Source organism: Cupriavidus sp. CP313, from assembly GCF_054072015.1.
In genome coordinates this window covers 1-16,361 of sequence record NZ_JBSVZB010000028.1, presented here as the reverse complement: position 1 = coordinate 16,361, position 16,361 = coordinate 1, and the positions used below count along the sequence as shown (strand labels likewise).

Annotated in this window: 16 protein-coding genes and 1 pseudogene; 3 read left to right on the top strand and 14 right to left on the bottom strand. The window is 63.2% G+C overall.

Going from position 1 to position 16,361, the window contains the following annotated elements:
• Positions 1 to 5: 5 nt before the first annotated feature.
• The 6 genes from ACW4E8_RS30185 to ACW4E8_RS30160 all read right to left on the bottom strand — a co-directional run bounded on the left by ACW4E8_RS30185 (position 6) and on the right by ACW4E8_RS30160 (position 6,788).
• Entirely contained in the window at positions 6 to 1,715 is a 1,710-nt protein-coding gene (locus tag ACW4E8_RS30185; protein ID WP_456807869.1) for an IlvD/Edd family dehydratase, read from the bottom strand.
• A 25-nt stretch (positions 1,716 to 1,740) separates the two neighbouring features.
• The gene (locus ACW4E8_RS30180; RefSeq protein ID WP_456807868.1) at positions 1,741 to 2,634 is read right to left on the bottom strand and encodes an NAD(P)-dependent oxidoreductase; all 894 of its coding nucleotides are present in this window, start codon (positions 2,632 to 2,634) and stop codon (positions 1,741 to 1,743) included.
• 230 nt (positions 2,635 to 2,864) lie between these two features.
• On the bottom strand, positions 2,865 to 3,776 hold the full coding sequence (locus ACW4E8_RS30175) for a LysR family transcriptional regulator (RefSeq protein ID WP_456807867.1): 912 nt from the start codon (positions 3,774 to 3,776) through the stop codon (positions 2,865 to 2,867).
• 24 nt (positions 3,777 to 3,800) lie between these two features.
• Positions 3,801 to 4,514 carry an isochorismatase family protein gene (locus tag ACW4E8_RS30170; RefSeq protein WP_456807866.1) on the bottom strand — a complete coding sequence of 238 codons (714 nt, stop codon included), beginning with the start codon at positions 4,512 to 4,514 and terminating at the stop codon, positions 3,801 to 3,803.
• The gene (locus ACW4E8_RS30165; RefSeq protein WP_456807865.1) at positions 4,498 to 5,433 is read right to left on the bottom strand and encodes a Bug family tripartite tricarboxylate transporter substrate binding protein; all 936 of its coding nucleotides are present in this window, start codon (positions 5,431 to 5,433) and stop codon (positions 4,498 to 4,500) included. Before ACW4E8_RS30165 ends, ACW4E8_RS30170 begins: the two co-directional genes overlap by 17 nt.
• Before the next feature lie 239 nt (positions 5,434 to 5,672).
• Entirely contained in the window at positions 5,673 to 6,788 is a 1,116-nt protein-coding gene (locus tag ACW4E8_RS30160) for an NADH:flavin oxidoreductase (protein WP_456807864.1), read from the bottom strand.
• 134 nt (positions 6,789 to 6,922) lie between these two features.
• Between ACW4E8_RS30160 and ACW4E8_RS30155 the strand changes: the two genes are divergently transcribed.
• Complete coding sequence (locus ACW4E8_RS30155; protein ID WP_456807863.1) at positions 6,923 to 7,804, top strand: LysR family transcriptional regulator; 882 nt, start codon at positions 6,923 to 6,925, stop codon at positions 7,802 to 7,804.
• A 71-nt stretch (positions 7,805 to 7,875) separates the two neighbouring features.
• Here the strand turns inward: ACW4E8_RS30155 and ACW4E8_RS30150 are convergent, their stop codons facing one another.
• On the bottom strand, positions 7,876 to 7,974 hold the full coding sequence (locus ACW4E8_RS30150) for a helix-turn-helix domain-containing protein (RefSeq protein WP_456807862.1): 99 nt from the start codon (positions 7,972 to 7,974) through the stop codon (positions 7,876 to 7,878).
• A 681-nt stretch (positions 7,975 to 8,655) separates the two neighbouring features.
• Between ACW4E8_RS30150 and ACW4E8_RS30145 the strand changes: the two genes are divergently transcribed.
• Both ACW4E8_RS30145 and ACW4E8_RS30140 read left to right on the top strand, forming a co-directional pair.
• The gene (locus ACW4E8_RS30145; protein WP_456807861.1) at positions 8,656 to 9,843 is read left to right on the top strand and encodes a hypothetical protein; all 1,188 of its coding nucleotides are present in this window, start codon (positions 8,656 to 8,658) and stop codon (positions 9,841 to 9,843) included.
• Positions 9,844 to 9,847: 4 nt separating this feature from the next.
• The gene (locus ACW4E8_RS30140) at positions 9,848 to 10,582 is read left to right on the top strand and encodes a caspase family protein (RefSeq protein ID WP_456807860.1); all 735 of its coding nucleotides are present in this window, start codon (positions 9,848 to 9,850) and stop codon (positions 10,580 to 10,582) included.
• On the opposite strand, the pseudogene ACW4E8_RS30135 reads toward ACW4E8_RS30140, so the two are convergent.
• The 7 genes and pseudogenes from ACW4E8_RS30135 to ACW4E8_RS30105 all read right to left on the bottom strand — a co-directional run.
• Positions 10,564 to 11,094: pseudogene (locus tag ACW4E8_RS30135) on the bottom strand (Rieske 2Fe-2S domain-containing protein); the annotation flags it as partial. The gene ACW4E8_RS30140 and the pseudogene ACW4E8_RS30135 sit on opposite strands and share 19 nt — an antisense overlap.
• 387 nt (positions 11,095 to 11,481) lie before the next feature.
• On the bottom strand, positions 11,482 to 11,952 hold the full coding sequence (locus ACW4E8_RS30130) for a hypothetical protein (RefSeq protein ID WP_456807859.1): 471 nt from the start codon (positions 11,950 to 11,952) through the stop codon (positions 11,482 to 11,484).
• A 249-nt stretch (positions 11,953 to 12,201) separates the two neighbouring features.
• On the bottom strand, positions 12,202 to 13,671 hold the full coding sequence (locus ACW4E8_RS30125) for an NAD(P)(+) transhydrogenase (Re/Si-specific) subunit beta (RefSeq protein WP_456807858.1): 1,470 nt from the start codon (positions 13,669 to 13,671) through the stop codon (positions 12,202 to 12,204).
• Positions 13,668 to 14,021, bottom strand: a complete 354-nt coding sequence (locus tag ACW4E8_RS30120; protein WP_456807857.1) for an NAD(P) transhydrogenase subunit alpha — start codon at positions 14,019 to 14,021, stop codon at positions 13,668 to 13,670. Before ACW4E8_RS30120 ends, ACW4E8_RS30125 begins: the two co-directional genes overlap by 4 nt.
• 10 nt (positions 14,022 to 14,031) lie before the next feature.
• Positions 14,032 to 15,150, bottom strand: coding sequence for a Re/Si-specific NAD(P)(+) transhydrogenase subunit alpha (locus tag ACW4E8_RS30115; RefSeq protein WP_456807856.1), 1,119 nt, complete (start codon positions 15,148 to 15,150; stop codon positions 14,032 to 14,034).
• Positions 15,151 to 15,255: 105 nt separating this feature from the next.
• Positions 15,256 to 16,050: a TauD/TfdA dioxygenase family protein gene (locus ACW4E8_RS30110; protein ID WP_456807855.1), complete on the bottom strand. Its 795-nt coding sequence runs from the start codon at positions 16,048 to 16,050 to the stop codon at positions 15,256 to 15,258.
• Between the two features lie 33 nt (positions 16,051 to 16,083).
• Positions 16,084 to 16,361 (bottom strand): zinc-binding dehydrogenase (locus ACW4E8_RS30105; RefSeq protein ID WP_456807854.1); only part of this gene is annotated, 278 nt, incomplete at its 5' end.

Sequence of the window (16,361 nt, the reverse complement as noted above, 5' to 3'; positions counted from 1 at the left end):
GGTTGTCAGAGCGTTCGTTGGTCGGGGTCGCGAATCAGGAAATCGAGGTCGCAGCCCTCGGGCGCCTGTGTCACCGTGCGGTGATAGAGTCGCTGGTACCCGCGGGCCGGCTCGGCAGGGCGTGTCCATCCCGAGAGCCGCCGTTGGATCTCTGCTTCATCGATCAGGAGTTCGATGCGCTTCGCGCTTACGGACAGGCGGATGCGGTCGCCGTTGCGCACGGCAGCCAGCGGTCCGCCGGCGGCGGCTTCGGGGGCTATGTGGAGGACAACGGTGCCGTAGGCCGTGCCACTCATGCGCGCGTCGGAGATTCTCACCATGTCTTTGGCACCCGCGCGCGCCAGTTTTGACGGGATCGGAAGGTAACCGGCCTCCGGCATGCCAGCGCCCAACGGACCGGCGTTCTTCAAGACCAGGATGTCGTCGGGATTCACATCGAGATCCGGGTCGTCGATTCTTTGCGCAAGGTCCTGCAAGCCTTCGAATACCACCGCCCGGCCCTCGTGCTCGAAGAGGGAAGGGGTAGCCGCGGCCCGCTTGAAGATGGCACCGCCGGGCGCCAGGTTGCCGCTCAGCGCAATCAGGCCACCCACCGGACTGACGGGGTTGTCGAACGCGCGGATGACCTTGCGGTCGACCCAACCGGCCGGGGCATCCAGCCGCTCCCGGAGGGTCGTGCCATCGATCGTCAGGCAATCCAGATTCAGCAGCGGACGCAGTTCCCGCAGCACCGCGCCGACTCCGCCGGCAGCATGGAAGTCCTCCATATAGCCTTCACCGACCGGCTTTAGGTCAACCAGTACTGGGGTTTCATCCGAGATCTGGTTCAGCCGTTCCGGCGAAATGCGGATGCCCAGGCGGCCGGCGATGGCGGTCAGGTGAACGATGGCATTGGTCGAGCCGCTCAAGGCCATCAGCACGCGGAATGCGTTCTCGACCGAGGCCTGGGTAATGATGCGATCGGGCGTGATGGGGTTCCGGGCGAGCCAGACGGCGCGCTTGCCCGCTTCCTCCGCGGCGACCAGGCGCTGGGAGTCGACTGCGGGAATCGTCGCCGTGCCAGGTATCGACATGCCAAGCGCTTCGGCAATACACGCCATCGTGCTGGCCGTACCCATGACTGCGCAAGTGCCTGCCGTAGTGGCAAGCCGTCCCTCGACTTGCTGAATCTCCGTGGCGTCGATTTCGCCCGCGCGGAACTTTCCCCAGTAGCGGCGGCAGTCGGTGCAGGCACCGAGCCGTTCACCCTTGTGGCGGCCGGTCATCATCGGGCCCGTGACAAGCTGCACGGCCGGACGCCCGGCCGATGCCGCTCCCATCAGTTGAGCCGGGACAGTCTTGTCGCAGCCGCCGATCAGCACCACTGCGTCCATGGGCTGCGCCCGGATCATCTCTTCCACGTCCATCGACATCAGGTTCCTGAACACCATGCTGGTCGGATTCAGGAACACTTCACCGAGGGAGATGGTCGGGAACTCTCTGGGCAGGCCGCCGGCGGCCAGGACGCCGCGGGCGACTGCCTCTGCGAGTTCCGGCATGTAGCGATGACAGTTGTTGAACTGGCTCGGCGATGTGGCAATGCCGATGACGGGCTTGTCCAACAGGTCCGTCGAAACGCCCATTGACCGCGCCATCGATCGCCGCAGGTACCGGGCGAACTCCCGGTCCCCGTAATTGGTAAGGCCCCGGTTTAGCCCCACGTCCTCTTTCGTCATCTCTTGCTCCGTATGAATAACGTACTTAATCGGCCTTGGCGCGAAACCTGACCTGCAAGCAGTCCTCGAACGGCAGGATCATGGCGCCCTTGTCCAGCGCGCCATGGCCTTCCAGCAACGCGAACTGATAAGACGCGGTCGCAGCGGCCAGCACCGGCATGGGGATGCATTGGCGTGCGCCGAGTTCGGCTGCACTCACCAGATCCTTGTAGGCATTGCGCAGCGGGTAGCCGTTGGAGAAGTCTCCCTGCAATACGCGCGGAATGAAGAACTCCGAGGCATAGCTGCGACCGGTACCACTGTTCACCACCGATGCAACCTTGCTGGCATCGAGTCCCATCTTGAGCGCCATCGGAAGAATCTCGGCGATGGCGGCGCAGTTGATGTCGAACAGCAGTTGATTGATGAGCTTGGTCAGCTGTCCGCTGCCGGTCTTGCCCATGAAGAGGATGTTGTTGCCGAAGCAGCGCAGATACGGTTCGACGCGCTCGAATGTCGATCGCTCGCCGCCGCACATGACCGTCAGCGTGCCGTCGATGGCACGCGCCTCCATGCCTGACACCGGCGCGTCGATGAAGCTAATGCCCCGGGCGGCCAGGTCACTCGCGATGGCGAGCGTTGCTGAATGTTCGATCGTGCTGGTGTCGACAACGATGGCGTCCCGCTGCAACACAGCGGCCAGGCCGGCCTCACCGAACAGCACGTCCCGCACGACGTCGCCGTTCGGCAGGCACAGGAGCACGATCTGTGCGTCGGCCAGCTCCGCCGGGCTTGACGCGGCGGATGCGCCAGCCTTCCTGAAGTCGGGGTAAGAGGATTGTTCAACGGAGTAGACCGTGACAGAAGCGCCGCTGCGCTTCAGCAGGTTCATCGCCATTGGCTTGCCCATCTGGCCAAGCCCAACGAAGCCGATTCTCATGATCTCAAGTCGCTAAGGTTTCGATAACGTCAGGATATTTGCGATCAGGAGCCCCGAAAATTGCTGTCTGGAGACGATGTCTTCGCGAAATGAGGACGCTGGGGTTTATACCTAGCCGCCTATGTCTGACGGTGCCGGCTACTCGCGTACATGCGTGCATCGAACCGGCTTTCGGCTAGGTCCGTTGCTCAAAGGAGAGGGGGCGTCACCAGTCAGTCAGGACGCAACGCTTACAGCGGGCCGCGCAGATGATTCCAGAGCAGTTCGGCGGCGGCCGAGAAGGGGTGGTCGGGATTGTGCGCGATGACCAGCTTGCGGCGAGCCCAGGCATCCGTGAGCCTGATGGCCTTGATGCCATACGCGGTCAGCAGCGGCTCGCATGCGGCGCGAGGGATGACGCCTACACCAAGCCTGGCGCCCACCATGCGGCACATTGCGCCAAAGCTGCGGACCTGTACACGCAATTGCAGTGTCGTTCCATGGTCCAGGGCGGTCCGGGTGATCAGCTCAAGCAAGGAGCTGCCGCGGTTCAGGCCCACGAAGGGATAGGCAAGGCACGCCGAGAACGGGACTGCTTCGTGGCACGCCAGTTCATGGTTTGCGGGGCAGATGACGACCAACTCGTCGACATGGAAAGGCGCCGCTTCCAGCCCATGGGCCGGTGTTCCTTCGGCCAGGATGCCGATGTCGGCATAGCCGTCCACGAGCGCCCGAACCGTATCGCCGCTGAGCTGCTCTTCGAGCTCGACCTTGATATCAGGGCGCCGTTCCATGAAGGTGGAGAGCGCTTCGGGAAGGCATTCCGTCAGGGCGGACATGTTGGCCCACAGCCGGACATGGCCCCGGTAGCCATGGGAAAAGTCCGACAGCTCGGCGCCGAACAGCTCAAAGCCATGGCACAGCCGCATCGCGTGCTGCATCGCCATGTGGCCTGCCGGTGTCAGTTGCACGCCCTGGGCGGAGCGCTCCAACAGCACCGAGCCGGTTGTTACTTCCAGATCGGCCAGACGCCGGCTCGCCGCGGAGACCGCCAGGTTACATTGTGCGGCACCCTTCGTTATGCTTTTTGACTGAGCCACCAGGCAAAATAGTCGCAGCGTGACGAAATCTATCCGCGCGGGGTTGATAACAAAGCGATCCATCTGAGGATATGGCAAGAGGTGCGCTTACGAGCTTGCTACGGCGCCGCGATCCGGATGGGCATCCCGCAAGTAGCGCAGGACGTCGTCTTTCAGCACCACGTCGCCGTATTTGCTGTCGATATCGAACAGGTTGGCTTCATGCGGATCCGGATGGCGGTCGCCAACACATTCGCGCGGGACAATCACGTTGAATCCGTGCTGCACGCCGTCGACCGCGGTAGCCCGTATGCAGCCGCTTGTCGAACAGCCCAACAGGATGATGGTGTCGATGCCGGCCGCCGTCAGGGTGCTTGCCAGGCTTGTCCCGAAGAACGCGCTTGCATACTGTTTCTGGATGACGATTTCGCTTGCCAACGGCTCCACGCCCGGGCAGAACTCATCGTAGGGCGGCTGGGCCAGGCATTGCACGACCGGCGATTTTCTTAACCATGCACCCCCGTCGATAAAGCCACTGGGGTGATGGCGAATGGTCGTATGCATTATCGGAACCCCCGCTGTTCTGGCGGCACGCAACACATCGATACTGTTCCGCACTGCCGGCATCACCCCGTCGGCATACAAGGGCGATCCTTCAATGGTGTAGGCCTTGACAAAGTCGATGACGATCACCGCCGGCCTGTTGCCGAAGCCGACCCTGTTTCCCCACACGCCCTGATAGTTCTCTGTCACGCTGATCATCATCGTCATCTCGCTGAAAGTCCGGTCATTGACAGCGCGGTGGTCAATCGATTCTTGCACCAGAATCCTTGACGATCACCGCCCATTTCTTCAGGTCGCTCTTGATGAGATCCGCGAATGGAGGCGTCGACGCCGATGCCACTTCGGCACCTTGATTCGCCAGCGTTTCCTTCAGTCCCCTGTCCTGTAGGACTTTCGCCGTCTGGGTTCGCAGCCGCGCGATCACTTCTTTCGGTGTTCCCGCGGGGGCAAGCAGTCCGTACCAGGACTCGGCGCTGAACCCGCGCAGGGTTTCCGCAATGGTTGGTGCTTCGGGAACAAGTGGGGAACGCTTTTCGGTAGCCACGGCAATTAGCCGCAATTTTCCGGCCTTGACGAAGGGCATCACACCAGGAAGGCTGCCAAAGGCAACAGAGACGCGACCGGCAACAAGGTCGGTATTCGCCGCCGCCGCACCCTTATAAGGGATATGCAGCATCTCGACGCCCGCAGCGCGCTTGAACATCTCCCCAAGCAAATGATCGAGCGAACCATTGCCGGCGGAAGCAAACGTCAATTGCCCCTGCTTCTCTTTTGCAAACTGAATGAGGTCTGTGACGGATTTGACCGGCAGCGATGGATTGACAACCAGGACATAGGGCGCCGTAGCGACCAACGCAATCGGCTCAAAGTCCTTGATTGGATCGAAGGGAACCGTCTTGTATACGGACGGATTGATTGTGTGGCTGCTTCCGACTGTGAGCAACAGCGTATATCCGTCATGAGGCGCCTTAGCGGCGATGCCGGTGCCGATATTGCCGCCTGCCCCTGGTCTGTTATCCACGACAAAGGACTGGCCCAAGGCTGCGCCCAGCTTCTGAGCGATAGGGCGGGCAACCGCATCATTCGCCCCGCCAGGGGCGTGGGGAACGATGATCGTGACAGCCTTCGAAGGGTAATCCTGGGCACCGGCCACGCCGGAAATGGCCAGGCAAGCCATCAAGGACCCCAGGTTTCTCACCACACTCCGTCTCATAATGCATTGTCTCCAATATAGTCAGGGACTTCATTTGTGGAATGGCGAAGGTGTTTCGGATGAAACGCACTCCGGTCCACAAGCAGCCGCCGTCAGGTTAGTGCGGATGCTGCGAGAAACAGAATTGCCGAGTGGTCATGGCCTCTTCGCAGAATGAGGTATCTAGGGTTTCTACGAGGCCGCTTGCCTGGGCGGTTCGGCGGCTACGTCGTCAGCTCAAATGCGAGCTCACTATCCTTGATGTTCGCGATAGGTCCCAGAATCGTGCTGTCAAAGCTTCTCGGCTCACGCCTGGACTCGAACACCTTCGGCAGGTCGGGATTGGCCAGCGCGCCGCGGCCGATCGCAACGATGTCCGCGCCGGATGTTAACGCCTCGGCCGCACGTCCGTCAGTGTGCAAGCTGCCATTCGCGATGATCGAGACGCCCGGTGCGTAGCGGCGTGCCAGCGCCATCAGGCTGTCCTTCCTGCCTTCGAAGGCCGGTTGCCAGGCCTCGAATTCCGTCACGTGGATGAAGTCGGTCCCGGCTGCAGCGAGCGCGCCGAAGATGACTTCGGCGTCCACTTCGCGGCCCGGCCACTTACTGGCGAAGTCGTTCACCTTGCCCTGGGAGATGCGGATGCCAACAGGGAAGGCATCGCCGATCTCGGCTTTGACCGCCCTGACGATCTCAGCAAGCAGCGACACGCGCCCGCTAGCGTCACCGCCCCAGCGATCCGTGCGCCGGTTGGTATGCGCGGTCAGGAATTGGTCGAGCAGGTAGCCGTTGGCGCCGTGGATCTCTACCCCATGAAACCCGGCAAGCCGCACGGCGCGACGGGCTGCGTCGACGAAGCCCTGAATCGCCTCGGCGATTTCCGCTTCGGTAATCTCCACGGGCTCGGCGTAGAGGCCCTCGCCGTAGTAGAACGTCATCTGCTGGCCTTTGGGCCGGATGGGGGAGGGGGCGACCGTGTGCGTGCGGAAGCGGTTTCCCTGGCTGAGCGCGCCGGCGTGCATCAGCTGAGCGAACACCAGTGCGCCGTGCGCGTGCATTTGGCGGGTGATGGGCGCCCACGCCCGTGCCTGCGCATCGTCGGCCAGCCCGGCCTGAAAGCGGTAGCCCTGCGAGAAGGCCTGGTCCGTATACAGTCCCTCGGTGACCACCAGCCCGAAGCCTCCTTTGGCAAATCGCAGGTAATAGTCCCGCATGGTTTGCGTCGGCAGACCTCCCTCCGTGGCCGTCACGCGGGTCATGGGCGCTACGGCTAGGCGGTTGCGCACTACTGCGCCTTTTATATCGTGCGAGGATAGAATCCTAATAGTGGAATCGGTCATGCCTGGGCTTGCCTCGGTAAAGTTCCGCCTGCGATTTCGGGGTAATTGCAGTGTCATAGTCATGCTAGGCGGTGGTACTGCCAAGACCAAGGCGGCAAATGGTGAAGCCACCATAACGTATTCGGATATAAAAAGTGCAGATCTCTGACCTTCGTATCTTCCTTGGGGTGGCCTCCACCGGCAGCTTGTCAGCCGCCGCGCGGCAGCTCGACGTGGTGCCGATGCAGGTATCGCGTCGGATCGCGGCGCTGGAAGAGAACTTGGGCGTGCGCTTGTTCCACCGGACCACGCGCTCGGTGTCGTTGACCGCAGAAGGCGAGGCCTTTTTGCCTTACGCAACCACCATGACCGAGGCCGAGGAAAGTGCCAGGGGCGAACTTAGTCCTTCGCCGGCCAAAGCGTCCGGCGTACTGCGCGTGACAGCCCCGAGCGTGTTCGGGCAGAGCATCGTGTTGCCATTGCTGCCCCGCCTGCTGGAACGGCATCCCGAGCTGCGCATCGATCTGGACGTCTCCGACCGCGTCGTGGATATCGTAGGGCGTGGGCTGGACCTGGCGTTGCGCGTCGCGCCGCTGGCGGATTCAGAGTTGGTGGCAAGGGAGATCGCGCCCAACCCGCGGCTGATCTGCGCCGCCCCGGGCTACCTGAAACGGCATGGCTATCCGTCTACGGTGGCGGAACTCGACAGCCATCAGTGCATCGGGCTGCAGGCCGTGCCGCGCTGGCCGCTGGTTATCCATGGCGTACTGGAGCGCAAGCGGGTTAATGTCCGGGTCAACACCAGCAGCGTTGATGCCGTGCGCAGCGCGGCCATCCAGGGTCTGGGAATCGCCATGCTGACCTACTGGGATGTCTTCAGGCAGCTCGCTGACGGGTCGCTCGTGCAGGTCGAACTGGGAGACGCATCGATGGAAGACCTTAGCGTGTGGGCCATTACTCCGACCAGGCGGTATGTACCGACTCGCGTCAAGGTATTCCTGGATGCGCTAGAGGCTGAGCTCGCGCGCCTTCGTTGAGCTCGCCACCTGCGCTGTACTTACCGGGGCGCGTATTTCTCGGATGGGGCTGGCGTTGCGCCAGCCCGTTCTCACTTCTTCAGCCGATAGGCCAACTGGGGCCGCGTGATGCCCAGCACGCGCGCTGCCGATGGCAGGTCGCCACGCGCCGTGTCGATGGCCAGCTTCATCAGCCTTGGACTCTATCTGCGTCAGCGACACCTGCTGGGCCAGCAGCTTCTGAAACAGGGCTTCGGCATCCTGCGGTGCCTCCGCCGTTCCCGGCTGGTGCTCGGGGAACGATCGGCCGCCGACGCGGCAGCCGGAGCACCGCCACGTTCGATCATGTTCTCCAGTTCTCGGATCAGTGAGCGACTACCAGTTGACAGCGCCATCAAGCACCCGCTCTCTGCCATCTCGACCTCAAAGGACGCGAGGCTGTCCTAGCCGGATAGGAAGATTCACCCGAACGTTAGTTTTCACTACCCCAAACAAACTTTAGACATAATTGCCGGGTATGTCTCATGAACGGTCGGCGGCATCGCCGACCTTGGGCCCCGGCGAGAGTCTTCATCACCGGAGGGGCAGCGCGGCGCGGCACGCCCAAGGGATCTCCGCCTCTATCCGGTCGTCTCTTCCCGACCCTTCTCGGCCGTTCACATGTGATCTTGGCGCACGACCGATTTGGAGTTCAAGCGGCCGTCGGAAGGGTGGCCTAATCGCCCTTCTTCAAGTATGTTCTTGTGGACAAAGGCGATCAACTGATCGCGATCGATTGTTCTGCGCGACGCGCTTCGGTGCAGATCTCTGCGCGGCCCCAACTGTCGGTTTCCGGCCAAGGTGCCATCGCAACAGCGTTAGGAGGGCATTTCATGCCATTCGTGTTTGTTCACGGCGTCAACAATCGCCAGGACGCCGACTATCTGCGGGAAGAGAAAATGCGGGCGGCTTTCCTCACGGAAATCGTCGCGCCCGTCGTCGGTATTGATCCAGCACACCCGGTATTCGCGCCATATTGGGGCGGCGACGGGGTCAGCTTCTGGCGCGACCTAGCGGTGATTCCCAAAGGCAGCGAGGTCGAGACATTCGGATCGGATGAGAACGAACTGCCGCCATCGTTGGGGATTGCGGTGACCGAGGGCGCCGTGCAGACAGGAGACACTCTGCACACCCTAGCGCGCAAGCATCCGGATGTGGCGATCGATCTACTGTTCGATGCCCTCATCCAGGATGCTAAGAGCGACGCAGACATCCTGGCTGTAGCCAAGGCGTATCAACTGGCTCAGGATCGCCTAGCCGATACGGCAGTGCCCTGGCTGGCGCAGGCCACGGAGGACGATGTACTCGACCAAGTCCTCGATGTCGTCAGTCCGCTGCAGCCTGCTGGCAAGGACGAGACCTTTGGCGGCGCCGGCTTCTGGGCCATGTTGGAAGAAGGCGCCAAACGGCTGAAGCTGCTGGGGCCGGATCAACTGTCCCACGCCATTGTCGGCCCTTCGCGCCGGCCCCTGACCCGCAAACTCGCGACGTTCATCGGCGACGCCTTCCGCTACCTGACCGAGCGGGAGGGTGGCGCGCAGCCAGGCCCGATTGCTTTGAGCGTCCTTCAAACACTTCAGCATGCTGCGGCACTCGCGCGCGAGAAGAAGGAACCCCTGGTGGTCATCAGCCACAGCTTCGGTGGTGAGATCGTCTACGACATCCTGACCCACTATGCTAAGGACTCCGACCTGGAAATCGACGTCTGGGTCACCGTCGGCTCTCAGGTTGGTCTGTTCGAGGAGATGTCGCTGCTGTGGAGCAGTCCCGGTCGCGTGGACCGTGCGGCAACCCCTCGCGAAGCCATCGCATCGCCGACTCGGGCCAAGCGCTGGCTGAATATCGTCGACACCAATGACGTACTGGGCTTCCTGGTCCTGCCGGTCTTTACTGCGGCCGTACCCGACACGGTCCATGACTTCAAGTACAACACCGGCTACCCCGTCACCGGTGCGCATTCCGGCTACTTCAAGTGGCCAAGCTTCTACAAGCGACTGGGCCAGCGCCTAGGAGGACAATGATACGATGACACAGATTCGACTGCGCCCCATCGACGAGACACCGGGCACGCATGTGCTAATCATCGGCGTCGGTTACTACCGCCATCTGCGCGGTGGGCCGGAGCCGCGCAGCGGGGTGCACCTCGGGCTCAATGTCTTGCAGTCGCCGCCGATCTCCGCGATGCACTTGGCGCGCTGGATACTCAACGGCAATGGCGCACCAGGCAGCGGCCTGCACAACCCGAACGCGCCGCTTACGACGTTGGAGATCCTGGTCTCTTCGGAACAAGGCGAGCAACTCAACGCGGCCGGCGCCATGCATGACATCGAGCGGGCCTCGCTGCCCCTTGTCCAGGCAGGCTTCGACCGCTGGCTCGACGAGGTGCAACGCCACCCCAACAATGTGGGCGTACTGTACTTCTGCGGCCACGGTGTGATGGGCAATGGCCCGGAGCACATCCTGCTTCTGGATGACTACGGCGCCAATCGTAATCGCCCCTTCCAGACCGGTAGCTTCGACCTGTCCAACACTGTGCGCGCGCTATGGCGGCAGGTACCGGCCCAGCTCTACGTCTTCGTCGACGCCTGCCGTACCTATGGCCGGCGCGTGGGTGAACGACTCAGCTCACGGCCGGCGGCGTTGTTGGACGATGGAGCCTCCTCGGCCAACGTCAATCGTGGAACGACCTGGATCGAATCCACCACCGAAGGCGAACCGGCTTACGGAGACAGCAACGGGGTCTCGTGCATGAAGGAGTAGTGGCACTTGACCTCACGGCCGAAGCGGCGCGTCTTGTACGCCTTGTCCGCAACCGAAGACAGAGCGGGCAGCGGCCGCTCCCTGGCAAGTGCCGCATCGCCGGGAAAGACGAAGATCAGGCCGCGCGCCTCGCGGCAGGGATAGGCACGCACGCCGTTGGGCAGGCGCTCACGCCCGAGGTATGGCACATCGACGCAACGGCCGGTGCAGTCATAAGTCCAGCCGTGATAGCCGCAGCGGATGGACTCGCCTTCCACCACGCCCGCGTGCAGCGGAACCTGCCGGTGTGCGCAACGATCTTCCAGCGCGAATATGGTGCCGGACCCGGTACGCACCAGCACGATCGGATCGCCGGCAAAGCGCACGCCGAGGGCTTTGCCCCGCTTGAGCTCGCGTGACCAGGCCAGTGGATACCAGTGATCGGGGTGGATGGGCACACGGCGCAGATCGCGCACGTCCGCGCTGGCGCGCAGATTGATGGCATTGCTATCCAACAATGGCATTGCATCCATGCGTGACGCCTCCTTGCAAGACGTGAGCTTCGACCGTCGCCTACAGAGCGGACGAATAAGCGAACGGAGATCAGCGCGCAGTTTACGCGAAATCTGACGAACTTACAGAAATCCCCCATTTCCGATGATGTGCCGGTTGGCGCTTGCCGACCCTTCTCGGTCATTGGCGCACCGCTCAGCGAACGACCGAAGTTCGGCCGAAAGCGGAAGCCCGAGCAGCCAAAATGAGTCACGACGTCGCGACGCCTTGGCCGCACAGCGGCCAGCCACCATCTTAGGTCGACTCGCGAAGCGCTGACTGCGCGCCCCCGGAATTCCCCCGACTGTGTCAGCCAGAGTTGGTCGATTAGCGCCCCACGGTTCGTGTAGCGCACGCATCCCGCCCGTTCACTCCTTCAAGTCGCTCGGCAGGTCATTAGCCGACGCGGTCATAGGCGCTTCTCGGCGACGGTAGGCCGTTTTTGCGGACGCCGAAGTGAGGCGAGCCAACCAACACCGCAATTCATCAGCGCGAAAGTTCTGGAACTTCCCGCAGAGGGCGAGTGCAATTTCGTATTGAGGCACGCCGAGAATGGCAGAGGCGTCCTGTAGCAGAATGCCGGCGGAGCGCATACGTCCGGCAATGTCCGTCACGATTTCTGCCTTGAGGGGGGCGTCTGCTGCATCCGCCAAGCCAAGCTGCGCATAAACGTTATCCGCTCCGTACTCGAATCGAAACATGTGGGCCACCTGCCTGAATATCCTTTTTTGATACGCGCCCTTTTTCTGCGTGTGCGTGGAGCCGACTGAGGGCCGGATTAAGGCCAAGAGATACACGGAAGACAATGTGGGCGCCCAGCGGCGCAGTGCGGAATGCAATTTCAGTCTCTTTAGTTCATCTAACGAATCGCCCCGGTCACCAGCAATGGAAGCGGGGCGTGCACGTTGAATGCCTACAGAGAGGTGCTCGCGTCGGCCTGAAGGCGGGGGGCGATGGAAGGCTGGATCCTTCAAATTGACGGCGGACTCGCAGTCACGCACGCCCCGCGTGCAGGGGGGTGCAAGCGGGGCTTCGCCTTTGCCAACTCGCCGCCCCGCCAATGCTACCGGCAGCTTGCGCGACTGTTGTCAGGCAGCCTTGAGCATGCCCTCGACCACCTTTTTGGCGTCGCCGAACACCATCATGGTCTTGTCCATGTAGAACAGCTCATTGTCGAGGCCGGCATAGCCGGACGCCATCGAACGCTTGTTGACGATGACGGTCTTGGCCTTGTACGCCTCCAGGATCGGCATCCCGGCGATCGGCGAGTTCGGATCGGTCTTGGCAGCGGGGTTCACCACGTCGTTGGCGCCCAGCACCAGCACCACGTCGGCCTGGCCGAACTCGCTGTTGATGTCCTCCATCTCGAAGACCTGGTCGTACGGCACCTCGGCCTCGGCCAGCAGCACGTTCATATGGCCCGGCATGCGGCCCGCCACCGGGTGAATGGCGTACTTCACGGTCACGCCCTTCTCGTGCAGCAGGTCGGTCAGCTCCTTCAGCGCGTGCTGGGCGCGCGCCACGGCGAGGCCGTAGCCCGGCACGATGATGACCGTCTCGGCGTTGCCCATCAGGAAGGCTGCGTCATCCGGCGAGCCCGACTTGACCGGGCGCTGCTCGCCGCCGCCGGTCTTGCCCGCCGACGAGGCATCGGCGCCGAAGCCGCCCAGGATCACATTGAAGAACGAGCGGTTCATCGCCTTGCACATGATGTACGAAAGGATGGCACCGGACGAACCCACCAGCGAGCCCGCGATGATCAGCATCGGGTTGGTCAGCGAGAAGCCGATGCCCGCTGCCGCCCAGCCCGAGTACGAGTTCAGCATCGACACCACCACCGGCATGTCGGCGCCGCCGATCGGGATGATGATCGTCACGCCCAGCACAAAGGCGATCGCCAGCATCACCAGGAAGGGCATCCACTCCTGCGTCATGAAGAAGGCGACACCGAAGCCGAACATCGCCACGGCCAGCGCCAGGTTCAGCCAGTGCTGGCCGGCGAACACCACCGGCGCGCCCTGGAACAGGCGGAACTTGTAGCGCCCGGCGAGCTTGCCGAAGGCGATGACCGACCCGGAGAAGGTGATCGCGCCGACGAAGCAGCCGATGAACAGCTCGATCCGATTGCCGGTCGGGATCAGGCGCGAGCCGGCCGGAGCGATACCGAAGGCCGAGGGCTCGGCCACTGCCGCCACCGCGATGCAGACCGCAGCCAAACCGATCAGCGAGTGCATCGCCGCGACCAGCTCGGGCATCTTGGTCATCTCGACCTTCTTCGCCACGTAGGCGCCGATGCCGCCACCGACCACCAGCGCACCGAGGATCAGCGCCAGGCCCGAGGCCACCGAGGACTGCGCCGTGCCGGCCGCCAGGAACTCGCTCTTCAGCTTGATGATCAGCGCCACCGTGGTGACCACGGCAATCGCCATGCCGATCATGCCGAAGGTGTTGCCCTTGCGCGCCGAGGTGGGGTGCGACAGGCCCTTGAGCGATTGGATGAAGCAGACCGAGGCGCAGAGGTAGAGCAGCGTCACCGCGTTCATGGAGAGAGCGTTCATCGCGCCACCTCCACCAGCGTGCCTTCGGCGTGCGCGTGTCCCTTGGCTGGGACGGCCTTGGGGGCCTTCTTGCGGAACATCTCCAGCATGCGCTGGGTGACGAGGAAGCCGCCGAAGACATTGACGGCGGCGAGGCCCACCGCCAGTGTGCCCATCAGGCGGCCGACTTCGCCCTGGGTGAGGCCGGCGGCCAGCATGGCGCCGACGATGATGATGGCCGAGATCGCATTGGTCACCGCCATCAGAGGGGTGTGCAGCGCGGGCGTGACCGTCCAGACCACGTGGTAGCCCACGTAGATCGCCAGCACGAAGATGATCAGGTTGATCACCGTGTGATTGATCATTTCCATTGGGAACTCCTTAACTTGCCAGTGCGCCTTCGCGGCGGCCGGTGATGTGACAGGCCCCGACGATGTCGTCCTGCAGGTCGATGGCGACCTTGCCTTCCTTGTTGATGATGAGCTTGAGAAAGTCGAGCACGTTGCGCGCATAGAGCGCCGAGGCGTCAGCGGCGACCATGCCTGCCAGGTTGGTGTGGCCGACCAGCGTGACGCCGTGGCGCTCGACCACTTCGTCGGGCACGGTCAGCGGGCAGTTGCCGCCCTGCACGGCGGCCAGGTCGACCACTACCGAGCCCGGCTTCATCTGCTGCACGGTGGCTTCCTGCAGCAGCACCGGCGCCTTGCGGCCCGGAATCAGCGCGGTGGTGATGACGATGTCGGCCTGGATCGCGCGCTGGTGGACCAGCTCGGCCTGGCGCTTCATCCAGTCGGGCGGCATCGGGCGGGCATAGCCGCCCACGCCTTGGGCGATCTCGCGTTCTTCGTCGGTGAGGAACGGCACGTCGAGGAATTTCGCGCCCAGCGACTCGATCTGCTCCTTGACGGCGGGGCGGACGTCGGAGGCCTCGATCACCGCCCCAAGGCGTTTGGCCGTGGCGATGGCCTGCAGGCCCGCCACACCGGCGCCGAGGATCAGCACGCGTGCCGCCTTGACGGTACCGGCGGCAGTCATCAGCATCGGCATGAAGCGCTGGTAGTGATGCGCGGCGACCAGCACTGCCTTGTAGCCGGCGATATTGGCCTGCGAGGAGAGCACGTCCATGCTCTGCGCGCGCGTGGTGCGCGGCGCGGCTTCCAGCGCGAAAGCGGTGATGCCGGCGGCGGTGACGCGCGCGGTATTCTCCCCGTCATAAGGGTTGAGCATGCCCACCAGCACGGCGCCGCGCCTGATATGGGCGAGTTCGGCCACTTCCGGCGCGCGTACCTTCAGCACAAGGTCGGCACCCAGCGCCTCAGTGGCGGTGCCAATGCGGGCGCCTGCGGCCTCGTAGGCGCTGTCGGGTTGGCTGGCGTGCACGCCGGCGCCGGCCTGCACGACGACCTGGTGGCCCTGTGCAACGTATTTCTTGACGGTTTCCGGTGTGGCGGCAACACGCGCCTCTCCCGGCCGGATCTCAGTCGGGATCCCTATCTGCATTGTCCTGTCTCCGATTGGCCCGGCCGGTGCCGCTTCTGGCACCCGGGCGCAGGGGGCGCATGCCGGCGCCTTGGGCCGGCATGCGGTGTCATGCCATGGCGACGCTCAGGCCGGCACTTCGCCTTCGATGGTGATGCGGTTGAGCACGCGCTCGGCCTCACCGTAGTCATGGACGGCGTAGTGCATGGTGCAGCGGTTATCCCACATGACCACGTCGCCTTCCTGCCACATATGGCGGTAGACGTTGTCGGGGGGCGTCGAATGCTCATACAGGAAATCGAGCAGCGGGCGGCTCTCGGCCTCGGTCATGCCCTCGATGCACTGCGCGGTTTCCCGGTGACCGACGTAGAGCGCCTTGCGGCCGGTCTCCGGATGGGTGCGAACGATCGGATGGACAGCCGATGGCACTTGATCGATACCCTTCATGCGGGCCAGCCGCAGTCCCGTGAAGCGGGCGCGCAGCCCTTCGAGCCGGCTCTTCATCAACGGCGATAGGCGCTCATATGACAGGTACTGGTTGCACCACATCGTGTCGCCGCCGTTCGGCACCACGATGGCCGACAGGATCGAGATCTTGGGCGGCACAGCCGTGTAGATGGAGTCGGAGTGCCAGGCTTCGGTTGACGCGGTTGCCTTGGGAATCTTGGTGATCTGGATCAGCCCCGGGAAGCCCGGCACGCTCGGGTCCAGGGGATTGTTCTGGGCCGGGGTGCCCCAGAGTTTGGCGAACTCGACGTGAGCGCCGGGCTCGAGAAACTGGTTGCGAAACACCAGTACGCCGTGTTCGAGGAAGGCGCGGTGCACCGCCTCGAAGTTCGCCCGGTTAAGCGGCTCGTTCAGGTTGATACCTTCGACCAGGCCGCCAACAGAGCCGGTGAGCGGGGTGACCTTGATGCTCATGAATGTCTCCTGTCTATCTTTATCTTCAAAGGATTAATCGACCAGCAGCACGATCTTGCCGACATGCTGGTCCTGCTTCATGTAGGCATGAGCGGCAAGGACGTCGGTCATGGGGAAGGTGCGATCGACGGGCAGGCGCACGCGTCCTTGGCGCAGGAAGGGCAGCATGTCGCGCGCGCAGGCCTGGATGCACTCGAGGCGTTCCTCCTCGGTGCGGGTGCGGAAGGTCACGCCGATGAGCTTCAGGCGCTTGAGCCAGAGCAGGCTCATGTCGAGCGGGCCGGTGTTGGCGCCCAGGCGGGCGATATTGA

Bases quoted from the DNA above. Each gene is read 5' to 3' on its own strand.
- ACW4E8_RS30185 (WP_456807869.1), bottom strand. From the start codon at position 1,715: ATGACGAAAGAGGACGTGGGGCTAAACCGGGGCCTTACCAATTACGGG.
- ACW4E8_RS30180 (WP_456807868.1), bottom strand. From the start codon at position 2,634: ATGAGAATCGGCTTCGTTGGGCTTGGCCAGATGGGCAAGCCAATGGCG.
- ACW4E8_RS30175 (WP_456807867.1), bottom strand. From the start codon at position 3,776: ATGGATCGCTTTGTTATCAACCCCGCGCGGATAGATTTCGTCACGCTG.
- ACW4E8_RS30165 (WP_456807865.1), bottom strand. From the start codon at position 5,433: ATGGCTTGCCTGGCCATTTCCGGCGTGGCCGGTGCCCAGGATTACCCT.
- ACW4E8_RS30160 (WP_456807864.1), bottom strand. From the start codon at position 6,788: ATGACCGATTCCACTATTAGGATTCTATCCTCGCACGATATAAAAGGC.
- ACW4E8_RS30150 (WP_456807862.1), bottom strand. From the start codon at position 7,974: ATGAAGCTGGCCATCGACACGGCGCGTGGCGACCTGCCATCGGCAGCG.
- ACW4E8_RS30145 (WP_456807861.1), top strand. From the start codon at position 8,656: ATGCCATTCGTGTTTGTTCACGGCGTCAACAATCGCCAGGACGCCGAC.
- ACW4E8_RS30140 (WP_456807860.1), top strand. From the start codon at position 9,848: ATGACACAGATTCGACTGCGCCCCATCGACGAGACACCGGGCACGCAT.
- ACW4E8_RS30125 (WP_456807858.1), bottom strand. From the start codon at position 13,671: ATGAACGCTCTCTCCATGAACGCGGTGACGCTGCTCTACCTCTGCGCC.
- ACW4E8_RS30120 (WP_456807857.1), bottom strand. From the start codon at position 14,021: ATGGAAATGATCAATCACACGGTGATCAACCTGATCATCTTCGTGCTG.
- ACW4E8_RS30115 (WP_456807856.1), bottom strand. From the start codon at position 15,150: ATGCAGATAGGGATCCCGACTGAGATCCGGCCGGGAGAGGCGCGTGTT.
- ACW4E8_RS30110 (WP_456807855.1), bottom strand. From the start codon at position 16,050: ATGAGCATCAAGGTCACCCCGCTCACCGGCTCTGTTGGCGGCCTGGTC.